The 19275-nt window shown below is 42.2% G+C and carries 17 protein-coding genes; 2 read left to right on the top strand and 15 right to left on the bottom strand.

The features are described from left to right. Positions 1 to 19 precede the first annotated feature (19 nt). The 15 genes from AU255_RS16230 to AU255_RS16160 all read right to left on the bottom strand — a co-directional run bounded on the left by AU255_RS16230 (position 20) and on the right by AU255_RS16160 (position 16948). The gene (locus AU255_RS16230) at positions 20 to 766 is read right to left on the bottom strand and encodes an RES family NAD+ phosphorylase (RefSeq protein ID WP_080523957.1); all 747 of its coding nucleotides are present in this window, start codon (positions 764 to 766) and stop codon (positions 20 to 22) included. Beyond that, complete coding sequence (locus AU255_RS16225; protein ID WP_080523956.1) at positions 766 to 1137, bottom strand: MbcA/ParS/Xre antitoxin family protein; 372 nt, start codon at positions 1135 to 1137, stop codon at positions 766 to 768. Before AU255_RS16225 ends, AU255_RS16230 begins: the two co-directional genes overlap by 1 nt. Positions 1138 to 1389: 252 nt before the next feature. Then, on the bottom strand, positions 1390 to 3750 hold the full coding sequence (gene hsdR, locus AU255_RS16220) for an EcoAI/FtnUII family type I restriction enzme subunit R (protein ID WP_080523955.1): 2361 nt from the start codon (positions 3748 to 3750) through the stop codon (positions 1390 to 1392). Positions 3751 to 3804: 54 nt separating this feature from the next. After that, complete coding sequence (locus tag AU255_RS16215; protein ID WP_080521034.1) at positions 3805 to 4683, bottom strand: IS982 family transposase; 879 nt, start codon at positions 4681 to 4683, stop codon at positions 3805 to 3807. Positions 4684 to 4965: 282 nt separating this feature from the next. Then, positions 4966 to 5871: an FAD:protein FMN transferase gene (locus tag AU255_RS16210; protein WP_198942666.1), complete on the bottom strand. Its 906-nt coding sequence runs from the start codon at positions 5869 to 5871 to the stop codon at positions 4966 to 4968. A gap of 272 nt (positions 5872 to 6143) precedes the next feature. After that, entirely contained in the window at positions 6144 to 8855 is a 2712-nt protein-coding gene (locus AU255_RS16205; protein WP_158083154.1) for a DUF3570 domain-containing protein, read from the bottom strand. Further along, entirely contained in the window at positions 8791 to 8982 is a 192-nt protein-coding gene (locus AU255_RS16200; protein ID WP_233144709.1) for a DUF4266 domain-containing protein, read from the bottom strand. The genes AU255_RS16205 and AU255_RS16200 overlap by 65 nt, the downstream gene beginning before the upstream one ends. Before the next feature lie 472 nt (positions 8983 to 9454). Beyond that, positions 9455 to 9973, bottom strand: coding sequence for a TlpA disulfide reductase family protein (locus AU255_RS16195; protein ID WP_233144708.1), 519 nt, complete (start codon positions 9971 to 9973; stop codon positions 9455 to 9457). Positions 9974 to 10024: 51 nt separating this feature from the next. Further along, positions 10025 to 10480 (bottom strand): hypothetical protein, encoded by a 456-nt coding sequence (locus AU255_RS16190; RefSeq protein WP_080523953.1) that lies wholly within the window; start codon positions 10478 to 10480, stop codon positions 10025 to 10027. A gap of 168 nt (positions 10481 to 10648) precedes the next feature. After that, the gene (locus AU255_RS16185) at positions 10649 to 11401 is read right to left on the bottom strand and encodes a hypothetical protein (protein ID WP_080523952.1); all 753 of its coding nucleotides are present in this window, start codon (positions 11399 to 11401) and stop codon (positions 10649 to 10651) included. A 1261-nt stretch (positions 11402 to 12662) separates the two neighbouring features. Next, complete coding sequence (locus tag AU255_RS16180; protein ID WP_080523951.1) at positions 12663 to 13430, bottom strand: hypothetical protein; 768 nt, start codon at positions 13428 to 13430, stop codon at positions 12663 to 12665. Positions 13431 to 14364: 934 nt separating this feature from the next. Further along, positions 14365 to 15537, bottom strand: a complete 1173-nt coding sequence (gene arsB / locus AU255_RS16175; RefSeq protein WP_080523950.1) for an ACR3 family arsenite efflux transporter — start codon at positions 15535 to 15537, stop codon at positions 14365 to 14367. Between the two features lie 3 nt (positions 15538 to 15540). Beyond that, complete coding sequence (locus AU255_RS16170) at positions 15541 to 16035, bottom strand: arsenate reductase ArsC (RefSeq protein ID WP_080523949.1); 495 nt, start codon at positions 16033 to 16035, stop codon at positions 15541 to 15543. A 54-nt stretch (positions 16036 to 16089) separates the two neighbouring features. After that, positions 16090 to 16542, bottom strand: coding sequence for an ArsI/CadI family heavy metal resistance metalloenzyme (locus AU255_RS16165; RefSeq protein ID WP_080523948.1), 453 nt, complete (start codon positions 16540 to 16542; stop codon positions 16090 to 16092). Positions 16543 to 16600: 58 nt separating this feature from the next. Then, positions 16601 to 16948 (bottom strand): metalloregulator ArsR/SmtB family transcription factor, encoded by a 348-nt coding sequence (locus tag AU255_RS16160; protein WP_080523947.1) that lies wholly within the window; start codon positions 16946 to 16948, stop codon positions 16601 to 16603. Between the two features lie 148 nt (positions 16949 to 17096). Between AU255_RS16160 and AU255_RS21230 the strand changes: the two genes are divergently transcribed. After that, positions 17097 to 17780, top strand: coding sequence for a TVP38/TMEM64 family protein (locus tag AU255_RS21230; protein WP_332889030.1), 684 nt, complete (start codon positions 17097 to 17099; stop codon positions 17778 to 17780). Then, a complete protein-coding gene (locus AU255_RS16155; RefSeq protein WP_332889031.1) occupies positions 17773 to 19245 on the top strand; it encodes a dihydrolipoyl dehydrogenase family protein in 1473 nt (490 codons plus the stop codon). The genes AU255_RS21230 and AU255_RS16155 overlap by 8 nt, the downstream gene beginning before the upstream one ends. The last annotated feature ends 30 nt before the right edge of the window (positions 19246 to 19275 follow it).

The raw sequence follows: 19275 nt of genomic DNA, 5'->3' as shown, positions 1-19275 counted from the left end.
TTTTTTGGGTGATAGGTTGTTACGCGGGCATGGGGAGTATGGCGTCAACGAGAAACGTTTCAAGCTTGTAGCTTGTTATTACGCTTGAACCAAGCTGCTTAAAGAGCACTTCACTGGCAGCTGTTTCACATAGCCATTGACTCATGTTCTCTGGATTTTTATGTCTAAATGCACGCGCTGTAAACAGGCCAACACAGATACCTTGTTGTGGATCACGCGCTGACGGGTATTCAAATGCTTCAACACCTGATGCTCGCATCGCTGAACCTAACTGTTGTGACTGGATGTACTGAGTTGGGCTGGCGATTTCATCTGCATAATTATCAAAGGGAGCTTGCTGCAAGCTGACGCCTTGCTGTGATTGATAATCGACTGAAAAAAGCGAATGCTCTGTGCGGATCTGGTTTTTAATCGGCGTACCCGCCATTGAATTCCAAAATACAAAGCGATAATAAGCCGATTCAGCCAATGTGACATTAACACTGGCACCAGCATAAAAAATACTGGGCTCATGCACACCGCCAAAGCGTGAGCCCCATTTTAATGGCGGGTAACGAAAAGGCGTGGACAGCAAGTAGTGATAGGCACTTAAATTTTCCCTGTAGACGGGCTTGGTGTTCTCCAGCATTTCTTCAAGCAGGGCTTGTTCATCCAGCGTGTCAACATAGCCCAAGGTGGCAATTTGTTCCTGGCTTTCAACCAGGCGATAGAGTGTCCCGTTTAAATATCCTATCTGCTGCGCTCCGTTGCACGTATCCCATAGCATTAAACTTTTCCCCGAATGGCATCAACAAACTGCACAACCGTCATCAGGCCTTGAATGCTTGCTATTTGTTTGGCGGGTATACCACCGGTGACATTATTGTGCGTGTGCATAAAGTGTTTGATCCACTCTGAATCACCCCCTGTTAACGCAAACAAAGCTCTGGCGATGCGTACCACCAGAAGGGCAATTTCCCCTTGCTTGGACATAGGATCAAGTGATTGATTTTGTTTTAGGCGGCTAATAGCCGTGCGATGCACACCCAATACTGCCGCTAATTCAGCCTGCTTTAATCCTAACTGTTCAGAGGCCTTCAACACTGCTTTAGCCAGGACTGTTTCTGGTGTAGGTTTAAGTTGTTCTAATGCAGACATATTACACTCTTCTTTATGTTATATATGCACATATAATAGTTTAAATGTGCATATATAACAACCGTCAGCGCTCATTTATCATTTTTTGTCCACGAAAGGCACGAAAAACACGAACGTTACACCCCAAAACAGTTACGTATATTCTCAATAAGCTGTCATCATTCATAGCTACAAATAATTTAAATCTTTCGCTCTTATTTCGTGCCTTTCGTGTTTTTCGTGGACTCTTTTTTTATTATCCGTGGATAAAATTTAACTATAAAGCACTTGTTCCAGATCTTTAACGGCTTGTTGATATTGTGCTTTGCCGCCGAAGCCTTTAATCAGCTCTATAGGGCGACCCATTTCACTGAAAGGTTGTACTTTAAGAACTGCAACATTTTCAATCGGGGTAATGCCTTCATCGGCATATTTTTCTAATAAGGCTTCCAGCACTTTTTGTGCTTGCTCACCATATTTACTGAATATATCCCGTTTACGCACCTGATCAGCACGCTCCTTGCGGGTTAACGGTGGCTGGCCGTAGACAATATGGCAGATTAGATCAAAAGCACCATAATCCTTGCCTACTTCATCTTCTAATGCTTGCCAGATAACACCCTGTTCTTCCAGTTCTTCAATCACCGCCTGTTTCTGATCGGTATCATTCCATTTACGCAAAAAATCATTGAGGGTAGCATATTCCTGTTTGACAGTTTTGCTGGTGTAATCTTTAAGTGATTCAGTAATGAGTTTGCCGTCGCTGCCGATATATTGCACACGTTCTGAGACGACTTTCACCGATACACCTTTTACGATATATTTTTTGGGGGGTTCATCTATACCATCACCTAAACCACCTGAGCCATCTGTATAACTATCATCAGAACCTTGACTGTTATTTGAGTCGGTATCATCATCTTCCTCATCTTCGGGTGGAACAGTCGAGTCACCGCCTTTGGGTTGGTATATCACTTCGGCTTCGCCATCAAAGTCTTCATCGGCAAACAGTTCAGTGGCTTTTTTGAAATCCATGATGGTAAACCAGAGCTTGCCATAATCTTCGTCAATCCGTGTGCCACGACCAATCACCTGTTTGAATTTGGTCATGGATTTTATGCGTTGATCCAGAATGATTAATTTACAGGTTTTGGCATCGACCCCTGTACTCATTAATTCAGAGGTAGTGGCAATCACAGGATAGGCTTGTTCCGGGTCGATAAAATTATCCAGTTCAGCTTTTCCTTCTGTATCGTCGCCGGTAATTTTCATCACATATTTCCGGTTTTTAGCCACCTGTTCGGGGTTTTCATTCACCAGAGCCTGGCGCATGCGATTGGCGTGATCAATATCCTGGCAGAAAACGATGGTTTTCGCCATGGGGTCTGTGGCTTTAAGATGGTCACTGATAATTTTGGCCACCAGTTGGGTTCTTTCCTCAATAACCAGTGTTCGATCAAAATCTTGCTGGTTATAGATACGATCTGCTATCAGCGCACCATTTTTATCGTATTGGTCTTTGGTTGGTCGCCAGCCTTGCAGGTCTTTATCAAGGTCAATCCGTACCACTTTATAAGGCGCTAAAAAACCATCGTCTATACCTTGCTTTAGCGAATAAGTATAAACAGGATCGCCAAAGTAAGTAGAGTTTGAAACCTCTTCGGTTTCTTTGGGTGTAGCGGTTAAACCAACATGGGTGGCGGTATTAAAATAATCCAGAATTTCACGCCAGGCGGAATCATCTGCCGCACTACCACGATGGCATTCGTCTATAACAATCAGATCAAAAAATTCAGGCGAAAATTGTTTATAGGCTTTTTGTTCTTCTTCAGGCCCTGTAATGGCTTGATAGAGTGACAGGAATATCTCATAAGAGGTATCAATCTTGCGCCCGGTAATTTTGGTCATCGCTGTACCAAAAGGCTTAAAATCATTAGTTTTGGTTTGATCAACCAGAATATTACGATCCGCTAAAAACAGGATACGTTTTTTGATGTCTGCTTTCCATAGTCGCCAGATAATTTGAAACGCGGTGTAGGTTTTACCCGTTCCTGTTGCCATCACTAGCAATGCGCGATCTTCGCCTTTTACAACTGCTTCAACCATTTTATTAATCGCGTGGACCTGATAATAACGAGGAGATTTACCACTACCATCTTCATAGTAGTCCTGGGTAATCGTTTCCAGTTCTTGAGCCTGGTAGCCTTTCCATTGCTGGTATTTTTGCCATAGTTCGGTATGGCTGGGGAATTGTTCCAGGCTGAGTTCTTGTTCTACTTGAGAAGATAACCCGGTTTTATCATGAAAAATAAAGCCATCTCCATTGGAGCTGAAGATAAATGGCACTTCGAGTAAGTCAGCGTAAGACAGACCTTGCTGCATACCTGCTGCTATCGGCAGGGTATTCTTTTTGGCTTCGATAATAGCCAAGGGCATATTTGGTTTATGGTAAAGCACAAAGTCGGCACGCTTGCCTTTACTACGGAGCCCCATTTGTCCACGGACAATAACACGGCCAGCGGTCAGTTGGACTTCTTCACGTATTTGAGAGTGTATATCCCAGCCAGCCTTTTTTATAGCGGGGAGTATGTATTTGGTGCAAATGTCTCGTTCCGTAAGCTTTTTTTTGTCCATAGTTTGAATTAAGCTCGTTGAATATAACTTGTAACCTGAGTTCGGGATAAGACGTCATAACAAAGGTAATAAATCTTCTCTACGTAAGTTGAGTGCAGGCTTTTTTTCCTGGTAAGAATAAGCAACTAAACAAGCAACAATATTGATCATATAATTCGTAAGCGAACGATGTCTAGAGTGCTCAAGCTGAAAAATATTTTTAAGTTGATCATTGATAGTTTCAATAATGCTACGCTTTCTCAATAAAAGTGCATCAAAAGCAGCTATGACTCGTGGTTTCATATTTTTCTTGAGAGTTGTGATTAACTCAACATCATCGGTTGCTAAAAGTTCAGTGAGTTTTTTAGAAATATATCCTCTATCGCCAAAAAGCTTTCCAATCAGATTTTTAGCCAATTTTGGTACGGGTTTACGGTCATCAACATTCCCTTTCGTGATTGAAAAAGAAAGTATTTCCCCTCGATCATCCACAATAATGTGTAATTTAAACCCATAGAACCAGCCCGTAGAAGACTTGCCTCGTTGGGCCACATCTTTGAAAGTTTTATGGCGCGGAATACGAATATTTTTACAAACGCAAAGGGGTGTTGAATCAACAAATGCAATACCTTCACTTCGGCCACAACGTGTTTGCATAAAAGCCGTTAAAGGACCGATAATATCGGGCAATAATTCAATGAAACGGTTATAACTCGGCACCTTTGGGAAAGCTTTAGATAAGTTTTTGGGCAAGTAGCGTAAATAAAACCATTTAAATGTGTCATACCCTGACTGATGATAGTAAACAATCAAAGTAATTATTTCACTGGGGCTAATGCAACGCTTTTTCCGTCTTTTCTTTTCACCGTTTTCTATTTGGGTTTTCTCCCAGTGGGGTAAAAAGGTTTTACAAAAATCATCTACATCACAAAATAATCGGGTTAAACTTAGCATTGGGCAGTCTTAGAAAAAATAAATTCTTGGTTGTTTCTATTTTTTCAGATTTTCAAAAGACTGCCCACCTTTTCTTATCCCGAACTCAGGTTAACTTGTATAGCTTTATTTTTTTGATGGTGTAACTCTAACACCAGAGGTGAGGTAAGTATAATTGTTATTAAGCAATACCTGCATTACATCAGTTTTAATTTGTTCTGTGTGCTTTGCCGGTTTTAGTCACATGATCAAATGAGAATATATGCTATCTAGGTGGCCCGCCCCAACTACTGATTAACCAGTTTATTGCTGCTGATCCAGCAGTGAACCACCACTTTTCCCTTCAACATCTACCCATAAACAGGGTAATCCAAGTTGTGCCAGCCATTGAGTGCCTGCACTTTCTTTTAGCATGGCAATGGTCGCGGCACTGCCGGCTACTACACATAATTCACTGACCACGCTAACGGCGGCTAAATGACTAACTGGCCAGCCAGTCCGGGGGTTGAATACATGGCCGTAACGCTGGTTATTTACAATAATGCAACGCTCATAATCACCGCTACTGGCTAATGCTCCCTGACTTAAGTGTATTTTTTGTATGACTTGTTGTTGTTCTCGTGGGTGTTGAATACCTACTACCCAGGGCTGACCATTAGCGTGTGGGCCTAGCACTCGAATATCACCGCCCAGATTGATAATACCGTATTGCATACCTGATTCCTGTGCAATAACAGCAGCACGATCAACTGCATACTCTTTAACAATACCACCAAAATCAAGTTCTAATCCCGGCTCTGGAAATTCTAGATAGGGTGCCGACCAATTTAAATGCTGCCAGCCTATTCTATTACGGATAGCTGCTATCTGTTCTTCATCCGGCAGGGCTTGCTGTTGAAACTGCCAGATCTGGCGCAAAACGCCAGACGTAATATCAAATAATCCATCGCTTTGTTGATAACAGGTTGCCGCATAATTTAATAAACTGGCGGTTTCATCATCCACCTGAATTTGTCCGCCTTTTGCCGCTAGACGATTGATGTTAGATAGCAGGCTATCAGACCGGTAACGCGAATATTTCTGTTCCAGGCGATTAACATCTGCAATAACAGCAGTTGAAATATGTTTGGCTAGCCGCGTATTTTTTGCATATAACTGAATGCTACAGACTGTCCCCATCGCATTGAATTCATAATGATATAATTGCATTATCCTAGAAACCTCAGTTGAGCACGGATTTTGTGGAAAATCTGAGTGTGAAAGACAAGGCACAGCTCGCAGGCAATGGCCGTAGCCCTTGGCAAGAGCTGTAACGCAGTATTTCGTGCTCAGATTTATCCACACAGCCGTGAAGCGGAATATAGTCACCCAACAGGTGACCAGCATTTACGAGCATTATATTTTATATTCATTCACTTATAATGCTTTATAGCGGTCAACTGCGGTTTCTAGGATTATTCTAAAGCAGGTTTTTCATCTGTTTAGAAGCTGAAATTCCAGGTAACACTTAATGCGCCATCACGTGCCAGCTGATAACCATTAAAGTCATCGCCTGCCGGTTGCAGCCATTCGAAACTAACGCTATTTCCGACCAGATCACCTTTGACCACGCGTGCCGTTAAACCAAAGCCCACATCCCAGAAACTGCCGCCATAATTATCCGGATAATCCATGGGTCCAGCTCCTGCATTAAAACCGTTATAGTCGCCGTGTATTGAATCCTGCCAGGTATAAACGCCACGTAATGATGCAGAGAGCCACGGCGTGAAATTATAATTTCCCCATGTTGTCGCCTGGAAAATATTGCCCAGTCGATAACCGGTGCTGTTTTCCTGTTGCATGCGCACAGTTCCGCTGAGCTGTGCTCCCCAAGACCAGTCATCGTACATACCGTTATAGGTCAGGCTGGGTAAAAAGTCCCAGGTACCACTCCCCAGCTGCATACCAAAATGCACGATTCCACCATCTATTCGTGCAATTCTTCTAAACTCCAGGTCTACAGCGCCTGTCGGTGCGCTAAACATTAACCCCATATGCACCTCATGCCCCGGCCGTTCCCAAACATCGACTAAAGCTCCGAACAGGGTATCACCCACTCCTCCTGTTTCATGCCCCCCAACACCGGTATGTTCATGTACATCAATACTTGGGGGTGGACGTCCCTCCAGTTCGCGTATATGCATACTTTTGGAAACAAACTGTGGCATTAACATCAGGTTCAACCAGTCAGTGGGAGCATACATGATATTAATCATGCTCATGGTCATATTCATATCACTCGGCGTAAAGCGGCATGGTAGCGCATCGGTACAGCCATTTTGTACCACTTCCAGATCACTTGCAGAATTTTTGCCATGGCGCATTCCGCCATCTCTACTACCATACATAAATTGATAACCGATCATCCAGCTGTCCGCTTGTGGCATCATATGAGCAAAACGCAATCCTGCCGGGGTATTATGCATATGTTGCTGGTGATCATCACCACCGTGATGATGATGGGTATTTTGACTAATTGAATTAGCAGCTGCAGACAGATCGACTGTTAAGGCCGCACTGGCGACATAATAGTCAAAATCGGCGTAGGCGCCTTCTCCGCCACCGCCTAGTTTCAGACCTCCGGCATGCGAGTAATATTCAAAGCTGGCTTGTAAACCAATTCCGCGAGAAAATTGTTTGGTAATGCTCAAGCCTCCGCTTAGTGCGCCGAAACCAGATAGTCGGTGGTCACTGGAGAAATGATCAGGCAATTCTGAAGCATCAAAGGCGATGGTTTTATTACGCACATTCAGTTCACTTTCATCAACGATATTACCTTCAGCATCAAGCAAATTATAATTTTCATCACGTACATATTCCACACCGTTATCCGGATTGCTGGCATCGACCCAGATTTCACGCCCCTGATCATCAACTGCCTGCTGACTATAAGGTTGTTCTACCGTTAAGTAAGGCTGATAAAAATTGGCTTCATTCTGACTGTAATAGCGAATTCTAGGAGTAATCGTCCAGCCAAGGCCCAGGGGTTGTACCCAGTCAGCTTCGAAAATATGCGCATTTATACCCCAGTCATCATGAGAAAACTGATAGCTTAAATGCATGGCCGCATCAAGTGGCTCGATATACTGCACATATTTTCCGCCGATAGCCACTTGATTACGCTTATCAGGCCTTTGCTCCATCAAGGCTTGAACATTGCCACTCAGAACCTCTTGTCCACTTTCCAGTTGTTTGGGATCAACGAATATCGCCGTCACGACTTTATAGGGATTACCCAAATAGCCACTGCTGTTAATATAGCTAAGCGTTGCATCCAGTACAGCATTTTTGTTGAGTATCTGGCTAATGCCAACACTGGTAGCCCAGTCCTGACGGTTGCCATGAAAAATCTCGGAACCGCCGCGTAATTCAATTTGATCTATATAAGCTGTTTTTGTTATGTAGGGGGTTGCATCATGGTCAAGTATGGCCGATGTTTCGCTATAGGTATAATTAACCCCGGCATTCAGGCTGGTGAGTTTTTGATTCAAATCCCAGCGCCCAATAAGTCCACCAAACCCTGAGGTATAATCACGTTCTATAGAGACTCCGCCCGTCAGATCCAGCGCTGCTTCATCCCACTCATAGCCCAGCCTCATATCTACCTGATTGCGGGTTTCGGGAGAGGCTGTTGATAACACGTCAACTGTTTGAGTATTGGGTATTCCTGCTTGACTGAGTGGCAGTAAATCACGATTCAAGGCAATATTACCGGTGATTATCGGTGAGGCCCCAACTGTAATAACGCCACTTGGAGTATTGACTAATATGGGAGAATTCCCCCCTGTTACCAGCGGTGCTGTAGTAACAGGTGTAGCACCTGACCAGGTGTCTTGCACATAATTAAAGGCAAATTTGATTCTATCAGCCAGGCTGAGATTGGAATTTAAATGAATAGTATCTACTTCAATAGGTGCCAGGCCACTATTAATATTGATTAAGTCACGCTCGCCTTCCTGATAATGACTGTATTGGAAATCAACAGTGTTAACTTCCAGTGCCTTGACGGGTGAAGAGACGAGCCCTGGTAATACTAATGCAGCGGAGGTTAAAGCCTGTAGTGCATTATTTTTAGCAGGGGCAGGGCGTTTAATAGCAGCCACAGCCACCGCCGCCGCCAGCACTAATTGCTCCTGCTGCTTCACGGCTACCATACACATGGCCACGCAAACTGTTCTGCATAGGATGCGGGTCTATAGCCATTTGCGGTTTGGCCAGATTGCCTCTTTCCCATGGAGCCACTGAGCTGCAGGCAGCCGATGACAATAGTAAAATTGTCAATAACAGCAGTCTGGGAGGGTGAGTTATGAACATAAACCTGGAAACCTCAGTTGAGTATGGAATTTGTGGAAAACCTGAGCGCGAAAGGCAAGGTACAGTTCGCAGGCAATGGCCTTAGCCCTTGGCAACAGCTGTAACGAAGTATACTCACCGAACAGGTGATAAGTATTTTCAATCATTATATTTAATATTCAGTCACTTATAGTATTTTATAGCGGTCAACTGCGGTTTTCAGAATAAATAAACCTGGATAGTCATCTATCAATGGCATGCATTGCGGTATTTAGAGGCTTATAGTACTCCCAGCTTGAAATTCGGGATAATGCCACGCTCTATCCTGATATTCTATCGGTGTATTCAGCCCGTACTTTCGCGCTCAAAGACAAGTATTTTTTAGCGATAACTTGATTTTACAGGAACAAAACCGCAATGATGCAGTAGCAGGATCGCTTGCCATGAGCATTGTGAATGATTACTGCCCCTGATTTGCCATAACAGGTTCGGCTAATAATTGTTGTACCTGATCAAGCAATTGTTCACGATCCCCGGAGCGAAAACCTAAGTGCACATAACGGATTACACCGTTTCGATCAATTAGATAGGAAGAGGGCATTGCGCGCACATTCAAATCTGTTGCACATTGTTTTGTCTGGTCACTGGCGAGCAAAAATTCTGCAGGATAGCGCTGTAAAAAGTCTGTCGCATCTGCTACATGCTCATCCATGTTAACCCCGATAACAACAAGCCCTTCAGCCTGCAGATCACGATGCAGTTGATTCAAAAAGGGAAACGATTTGGCACAAGGCGGACACCAGGAAGCCCAGAAATCAAGATACACAACTTGACCTGCATATTGTTTAACATCCGTTTTTTGTTCAGATGTCAGTGAGCTCAACGTGCAAGGAGGGCTAATTTCACCTGTTTCTCCAGCGGAAGCAATAGCGTTAAAGCTTATAAATGCAAGACTAGTGAAACATAGTATTCGTTTCACTAACAATGCCAGCAAAAAATAACAGGATTTGAAATGAAGCATGCGTAGCATTTACTGAAATTGTTTAACGACAATATCGGTGCCGGTATGTATGTCATCTGCAGTTACACAATGCCAGATTAAATCAAACCGTCTTGGTCCAGCAGCCGTTTTATCCAGCATAACCCAGTAAACTCCCGGACCGGCAGCTAATTCAACAGCAGGGCTATAATCAGCATCGCCTGAAACTGGGTCAGTAATACTGGTTGCTTTGTTGCCTTTATAAATTTGCACGCTAAGTAATAGTCCATCAACAGGCTCAGATTGATCTTGAAGCTGTACAAATAATTTTGCTGGCTCTCCATTGCCATCATCAAAACAGGTTATTCCGGCTAATGCAGTTGCACTTCGATTAGTACCTCCCGCATCTAATGTTGCTCCACCGCTATGTGCATGAGCAGTGCCATATATTCCAATGCTTAATATGGCAGCGCTAAATGCCACTTTGTTTATTAATCGATTTGTCATGATTTATCCTCATTTTTTAACTCATAAAAAGCAATTGGCCATTATATTACAAATCAAATACTCTTTTATTAAACCGCCGCTTAATTTTCATATAAATTGAAGGTTAATTAATAAACTCCTGTATATAAAGCGCAGGAGTTTATTAACCGGAAAAAATAGTCTATTGATTTATAATGGCCAAATTTGTGTGCCGTTAATTTTTACAGGCATGTCGCGATTAAGCTGTGCCGCTGATGGTGTTACGATTACATCAACGCCCTCGCCACACTTTTCAGGCAGTGCACTGCTACGCTCTACTTTTAGGGTTGCTGGTGAATCATAACCACTAGAACCTTCGATTTCAAATTTTGAACCTACTGCAGGTGTCCATAAGTTAAGTGCATCTGTTGAGAACTCAGTGTCTTTAGTAAGTGTGCAGACATCTGCAATTGCAATTCTAAACGTTACGCTCTTGGCGCATGAAGTAGGTTCAATATTCACAGCACTGGTTCTAAAAGGAATCACTCCGGTTAAGTTATGCTTCAAACCTTCACCCGCGCCTGCCCAAAATCCAACAACATTTCCAAGTGAATCAGTAATTTCATCTTGCATTGGAAAAACATCATTATTTTGAATCAATTGTACCGGACTTCCCCAGTTAGACACATAATCAGCCACTGTTTTAGCTGATGCTTCACCACCAACGGTAAGCGTAGAATCTACGCCATCAGGGAAAACAACAACCGTGCCAATTACATTAAGGTGCTCGCCACCAGCCGTAGTACAAGTATGCCCAATAACTTCATTATTGTAGCTAGTACCTTGTTCGGCAATCACCGGGTTTTGCAAACGTGTATGTGCAAAGGTGCTTTGGCTGGCTGCCAGTGCAACACCTGTCAAAGAATAAAGCGCTATTTTCTTTATTGACATGTTAGTAATCATTTACATTTCCTATTTGAATTTTTATTCAAGCATTGCAGCACGTTCTATTCGCACTGGTTTTTAATGTAAAGCATTTGTTGTACCGTAAAAATATTAAGGTAATTTTATGCAATGATTAATCAAATGTTCGAAGGTTTAATTACTATTATAACAATTACTTGTATTTATTTTTTATCATGTGTGCAAACTGATTGTTGGCTAGTAAAATAAATAATCAGGATTTAAACTCTGTTGCAAGCCCACTGGATAGGGTCTATATTTTAAGCAAAATAGGTTATATAACATTGTTATATTTGTTGGAGATGCGTAGAAGAGGCGATTTATACTGGAAATAAGATATATGGCTTATAATAATAGGTCATATAACATAGATAAATTAAAAAGTGAGTAATATCAGTTAATTATAAATATCTTATATATTACAGAAGTGTGAAAAAGAAAGTCAGAGGGAGAAAATACGAGCATCTATAATACTATCCAGGCTAGGATTCAGAAGATGAGCTGATAATCGATATATCATTCTTGTCGCGTAAAATTAGTTTATAGAAGAATTTCTATCTGTTTACGGTTCGTAAAAAAAATCGATCAAGGAAGTAAAATTAACTAACATGAGAAAGTCCTGCCAGTCCATTGAGGACTGGCAGGGCAATATTATCTAAACTTTCGGATTCTATTAAGTATGCATTCCTAAAATCAGACGGCGTAGATAAGTTTATTCGCTGCTATCGTACGGATTTGCCGGTATCCTATCTATAGATGCAGATATTGAATATGACTGGGCAGTTAATAGAACTGTCAGATAAACCGTGGCTAACCATGTGAATATGCTGAATAATTGAGCAAGGCCAGATAATGTCTACTGCTGCGGGTCGTGCTACAGCAGTAGGACATTGTAGGTTCAATGCGGAATCAATCCTATTACTTGAAACCAGCCTTTTGTACGTTTGCAAAAAACCACAAGTGCGAGCATCAAAAGTACTTCAATCAGCACACCCACAACTGTTGCCAGCGCAACCGCTGACGACAGACCAAATAGCATCAAGCTATAGCAATCGCACCCTCAAAATGATTGGATTGTACCAATCAGCGTCCAGGGTGCGGCATTTTCATAAGAAAAATTCCATGCTTTTGCTGCGATATAGGTGATGCTAAAGATCAGCAGGGTTTGTATGGCAAAAAGAATGGCAATGCATAAATACGCTATTTTAAATTACCGCCCAATTTGAATATAAATTTAACGAAAATTAAAAATTCTATTGATTTATAGGCTTGGCCAAACTTGTATACCGCCAATTTTTACAGGCATGTCGCGATTAAGCTGTGCTGCAGATGGTGTTACGACCACGTCAACGCCCTCGCCACACTCTTCTGGCATGTCAGTGCTACGCTCTACTTTTAGGGTTGCTGGTGAATCATAACCACTAGAACCTTCGATTTCAAATTTTGAACCTACTGCAGGTGTCCATAAGTTAAGTGCATCTGTTGAGAACTCAGTATCTTTAGTAAGTTTGCAGATATCTGCAATTGCAATTCTAAACGTTACGCTCTTGGCGCATGAAGTTGGCTCAATAATCACCCCACTGGTTCTAAAAGGGATCACTCCGGTTAAGTTATGCTTCAAACCTTCACCGCCGCCGGCCCAAAATCCAATAACATTTCCAAGTGAATCAGTAATTTCATCTTGCATAGGAAAAACATCATTATTTTGAATTAATTGTACTGGGCTTCCCCAGTTAGACACATAATCAATAACTCCTTTTGCAGATGCTTCACCATCAACCGTAAGCGTAGAATCTACGCCGTCAGGGAAAACAACAACCGTGCCAATAGCATTAAGGTGCTCACCACCAGCTGTAGTACAAGTATGCCCAATAACTTCATTATTATAGTTGCTACCATGATTTGCACTATTTTCACCAATCACCGGTGTTTGCAAGCGTGTATGCGCAAAACTACTCTGACTGGCTGCGAGTGCAACACCTGTTAATGAATAAAGTGCTATTTTCTTTATTGACATGTTTGTAATCATATACATTTCCTGTTTTTATTTTTTATTTAAAGTATAGCAGCACGATCTATACGCACTGGCTTTTGAATTTAAGGCATTTTCTGTACCGTAAAATTATTAAGGTAATTTTATGCAATGATTAATCATCTATTCGAGGATTTAATTGCTGTTATAACAATTACTTGTATTTATTTTTTTTATGCGTGCAAAATGATTGTCGGCTATTAAAATAAATAATCAGGATTTAAACTATGTCGTAAGCCCATGGATAGGGGCCATATTTTAAGCAAAATAGGTTAAATAACGTAGTTATATTTGTTCGGTAAGCCTGAAAAAAGGTGTTTATACAAGAAATAAGACATATAACTTTTAATGATAAGTTATATAACATAGATTAATTAAAAAGTGAGTAATATCAGTTAATTATAAATATCTTATATATTACAGAAGTGTGAAAAAGAAAGTCAGAAGGAAAAAATACAAGTACCTATAATACTATCCAGATAAGGGTTCATAAGGTGAACTGATAAATGATGCATCGTTCTTATTGCGTAAAATTAGTTTATATAAGAATACCTACCTGTTTACGATTCAAAAAAAATATTCAACTAAGGAAGTAAAGTTAAATAACACCCTAATCCGCAGCTAACCCTTTGAATAGGGGAAATAGTTGCGCAAGGTCTGAGATAATGTCCACTACTGCGAGTCGTGCTGCAGCTGTTGACATTGCAGGTTCTATGTTCAGACAACCTGATCTCACGGAAAATAACTTGATACCCTGTAAGTCTAATGTAGGTTGGCGCTGAGGCACGAAGCCCAACAAATTCGGCGAAATATCCTGTTGGGCTTCGCAAGCTCAGCACCAACCTACGCATTTAAGTCTCACCCTATTATATTGAAAAGTCAGTAAACTTTTGATTTTATTAGACTGGATTCAGGTGTTCTGATGTTGAATCTATTCTATTACCAGAAACCAGCCTTTTGTGCGTTTGCAAAAACCCACAAGTGCCAGCATCAAAGGTACTTCAATAAGCACACCCACAACTGTTGCCAGCGCAGCCCCTGATGACAGGCCAAATAACATCACTGCTGTAGCAATAGCTACCTCAAAATGATTGGATGCGCCAATCAGCGCGGAAGGTGCGGCATTTTCATAAGAAAAATTCCATGCTTTTGCGGCGATATAGGTGATGCTAAAAATCAGCAGGGTTTGTATTGCTAAAGGAATGGCAATCCATAAAATGGTTAAAGGATTGTCAATAATGACCGATCCTTTAAAGGAAAAAAGTAAAACCAGCGTCAACAATAAGGCCATGATTGTGATCGGGGTCAGAATATGCAGAAATTTCTGTTCAAACCAATCCAGGCCTTTATGCGCAATAATCCATTTGCGTGAAAAGTAACCCGCGAACAAGGGTAAGGCGACATAAATACTAATGGATAATAACAGCGCCTCCCAAGGTACGGGTAGTTGCCCCACGCCCAACAGAAAGCCGCCAATAACACCATATAGCACCAGCATAACCAGTGAATTGATGGCGACCATTACTAAAGTATGTCCGGCATTACCTTTAGCCAGGTAACCCCAAACTAACACCATGGCTGTACAAGGTGCCACGCCCAGTAGAATACAACCGGCGAGATAGCTACGCCATAGCGGAACTTCCAGCATTTTGATGCCTTCATGTATCACCACAGTACCTGATCCGTAATGATCGCCTACAGGTAAATCTAAACCAAAGGGCATTTTTACCAAATCAACTGCATCCGTTCCAATAAACTGTTGGAACAATATGCCCAGAAACAGATAAGCAATGGCATACATGGTAAAGGGTTTAATGGTCCAGTTGACAATCAATGTCAGCGTCACCGGTTTGATGCTTTTTCCTGCTTTTACCACTTCAGCAAAATCGATTTTCACCATAATCGGATACATCATAAAAAACAGACACACAGCAATGGGTATTGAGACTACTGGCGCGCCATTGACATTGATACTCATACCATCCAGTGTTTTGGCAAATTCCGGGGCATAAGCCCCCAGCAGAATACCAGCACCGATACACAAACCCACCCAGAGTGTCAGATAGCGTTCAAAAAACCCCATATTATGTTGTTTTTCCCTCATGATTTAGTCCTCATCTTCGGTTATTGATAGTTTGCCGATTGCGTTAAGTTGGGTCGTCAGTTCTTCGGGACGCATGGTCTCCAGTGGTAACGCCAGCATTTTTTGTATGCGCAGCTGCAATATGCCAAAGGTTTTTTCAAAGGCGGTGATTTTTTCGTCTACGGTACCTTCGACATGCCCCGGATCCGATACACCCCAGTGGGCCCGGACAGCTTTGCTCAGATAGACAGGACAGGTTTCACCGGCAGCGTTATCGCACACGGTAATCACAATATCCATGATCTTATCTGTAAAATCTTCCCAGGACTGACTTGTATAGCCTGCGCAAGGTAAATGATGACGCTTCAATGTGGCCAGTGCGCCGGCATTTATTTTGCCTATCGGGTGACTGCCTGCCGAAAAGGCTTGAATACGCCCCTGGCCTAAATGATTGAATAAGGCTTCGGCCATGACGCTACGGCAAGAATTGCCGGTGCAAATAACAAATACGTTTAACATGTTTATTCCTTTTATAGGGTACCTTTGCTAACTAATGAGCTTTTGCGCATAAGGTTAGCTACAGCACGATGATTTGTTATTTTCCGCCGGGCGACAAGCAAAAGGATTTTCACCGTCAGATGCCGCTTTTTGATCGTTAAAGGTCGGAATGTCATTCAGTGAATGAAATGATTCCCAGGCAATACCCTGCGGGTCAGTAATCCAGTATTTATCCGAACGCGCATAACAGCACGCTGCACCTTCCTGAGCTTCAATGGGTGCCTGAGTAGCGTCAAGTTGTTGTTTGATCGCCTGTAATTCCTGTTCATTCTCTGCCTGAATACCCAGATGATCGAGTCCAAGTTGTGTGCTACGATTAGAAATCGCAAAGTTAACCCGCGGATCTTCCAGCATCCATTTAGCATAGTCGTCATGTTGTATCGTTGGCCGGCAGCCGAACATGGTGCTGTAAAATGTGATATTTTGTTCAAGGTTTTCTACCGCAAGGTGAATATGTAATCGTTTCATTAGATTTCCTGTAAAGATAAATTAATATGCGTATAAGCATATATTGATAGTAAAAAAATTAGCAGCAAGCAAGTGCATCGGGGCGGTTGTTCATTTTCTGCAAACGTTGTAGATCGTCTTTAAACAGTTCAGTTGATTCCACAGCCGCCAGGGCGTTTTTTAGCAGTGGAGAAGCCCAGTCAGGTAACTCAGGGTTTATCTGATAATAAACCCATTGACCCTCGCGGCTGTCCTGCAATAAACTGCATTGCCTTAGTGATGCCAGATGGCGAGAGATTTTTGGTTGCGATAAAGCCAATGCCGCTGTTAGTTCGCAGACACACAGTTTGCCTTCTTTTTGCAACAAGGTGACACAACGCAAGCGTGTATCATCGGATAAACATTTAAAAAATTGTGCAGGTGACATAAATAATCTCGTTTTGATATACGCATAAGCATATATTTAACGAGCTGCAATTGCAACTTTTTTAGCTGTGCCTGATTTATTGTCCCGTGCTTGTAAGTTTTCTAATAATTGCACGACTTATTGATAATTCTCACAATACGGAAACAAAATGACATCTTCACGCATTATTTTACTGATTTTTATCGCTGCCTTTATAGGGGCTTTTTTTTACTTTGACTTAGGAAGTTACTTAACTTTAGAAGCCTTGAAAGCGCAGCAATCAGCAATAGAAAACTATCGAGCCGCACATCCTTCATTAGCCATTGCTATTTATGCACTGATTTATATCGCTGTAACCGGTTTATCTCTCCCGGGAGCAACAATTTTAACCTTGGCGGGCGGTGCTGTTTTCGGTGTGTTATGGGGAACTTTAATTGTTTCTTTTGCTTCGACTATCGGTGCAACCCTGGCCTTTCTGGCGGCACGGTTTTTATTCCGTGATAGCGTTACAGAAAAATTCGGCGATTCCCTTAAAGACATTAATGAAGGGGTGGAGCGCGAAGGCGGGTTTTACCTGTTTTCTTTACGCTTAGTCCCGCTGTTTCCTTTCTTTATGATTAACCTGTTAATGGGCTTAACCAATATGAAAACCTGGACTTTTTATATGGTAAGTCAGATAGGTATGTTGGCTGGTACCGTGGTTTATGTCAATGCAGGGACTGAATTAGGTAAAGTTAAATCTCTGGCTGGTGTTTTATCACCTGCATTACTTGGCTCTTTCATATTATTAGGACTTTTTCCTCTGCTTGCCAAAAAAATTGTCACAGCAATCAGGAGCAAAGAAAATGGATAAGAAATGGCAAAAACCTAAAAAATTCGCTAACAATATTGTTGTCATTGGTGGTGGATCGGCGGGGCTGGTGACCTCTTATATCGCAGCGGCGGTTAAGGCGAAAGTGACTTTAATCGAAAAACATAAAATGGGCGGGGATTGTTTGAATACCGGTTGTGTGCCTTCTAAAGCCTTGCTCAAATCCAGCAAATTATTATCCCTGTTAAAGCGCTCAAAAGAATTTGGCATTAATGAAATTAAAGCGGATTTTAAGTTCAGCGACGTTATGGAGCGTGTACAAGGGGTTATACAAACGGTTGCTCCCCATGATTCGGTGGAACGCTATACTGAATTAGGCGTTGATGTCGTTATTGGTGAAGCAAACATTATTTCACCGTGGGAAGTTGAAGTTAAGACCGCAGAAGGTACGAAAACTATCACCACACGCTCTATCGTCATTGCCGCTGGTGCTCGTCCGCTTGTACCACCGATACCTGGGCTGGATAAAATAGATTATTTAACGTCGGATAACGTCTGGAACTTACGTGTACAGCCTAAACGTATGCTGGTATTAGGCGGTGGACCGATTGGTAGCGAGTTAGCACAGGCATTTGCCCGTTTAGGTGTTAATGTGACACAGGTTGAAATGGCACCGCGTTTGCTGATCCGCGAAGATATTGAAGTTTCGGAAGCCGTCGCGGCCAGGTTTATCAAAGAAGGTATTGACGTCAGACTGGGGCATACTGCTAAAGAGTTTATGATCGAAAAGGGCGAAAAAATTTTGCTGGCAGAACATAAAGGTGAGCAAGTACGTATTCCTTTTGATCAAGTATTATTAGCCATTGGGCGTGTTGCCAATACTACCGGCTATGGTCTGGAAGAATTAGGCGTGCAATTATCCGATCGACGTACCGTACAAATTAATGATTTTCAGGAAACCAATTTTCCAAATATTTACGCCTGTGGTGATGTTTCAGGGCCTTATCAGTTTACCCATACGGCAGCACATCAAGCCTGGTATGCCTCGGTCAATGCTTTATTCGGTGCATTTAAAAAGTTTAAAACTGATTATTCAGTGATTCCGTGGGCCACTTTTACTGATCCTGAAGTAGCGCGTGTCGGCCTCAATGAACAAGACGCAAAAGAGCAGGGCATTGCCTATGAAACCAGTGTCTATGGGATAGATGATTTAGACCGTGCAATTGCCGACGGTGAAGCGGATGGTTTTGTTAAGGTCTTGACCGTGCCTGGAAAAGACAAAATATTAGGGGTAACCATAGTCGGGGAACATTCAGGCGATTTAATTGCCGAATTCGTTCTAGCGATGAAATATAAACTGGGCCTGAATAAAGTTCTGGGTACGATTCATATCTACCCCACCATGGCAGAAGCCAATAAATATGTCGCGGGTGTGTGGAAAAAGAATCATCAGCCCGAGAAATTATTGCAGTGGGTTGCCAGATTCCATGCCTGGAAGCGAGGATAGCTATATCGAATAACAAGGGGATGATAGATG

The organism is Methyloprofundus sedimenti (genome assembly GCF_002072955.1).
Lineage (GTDB): Bacteria > Pseudomonadota > Gammaproteobacteria > Methylococcales > Methylomonadaceae > Methyloprofundus > Methyloprofundus sedimenti.
This window is presented reverse-complemented; position numbering and strand designations above follow the sequence as displayed.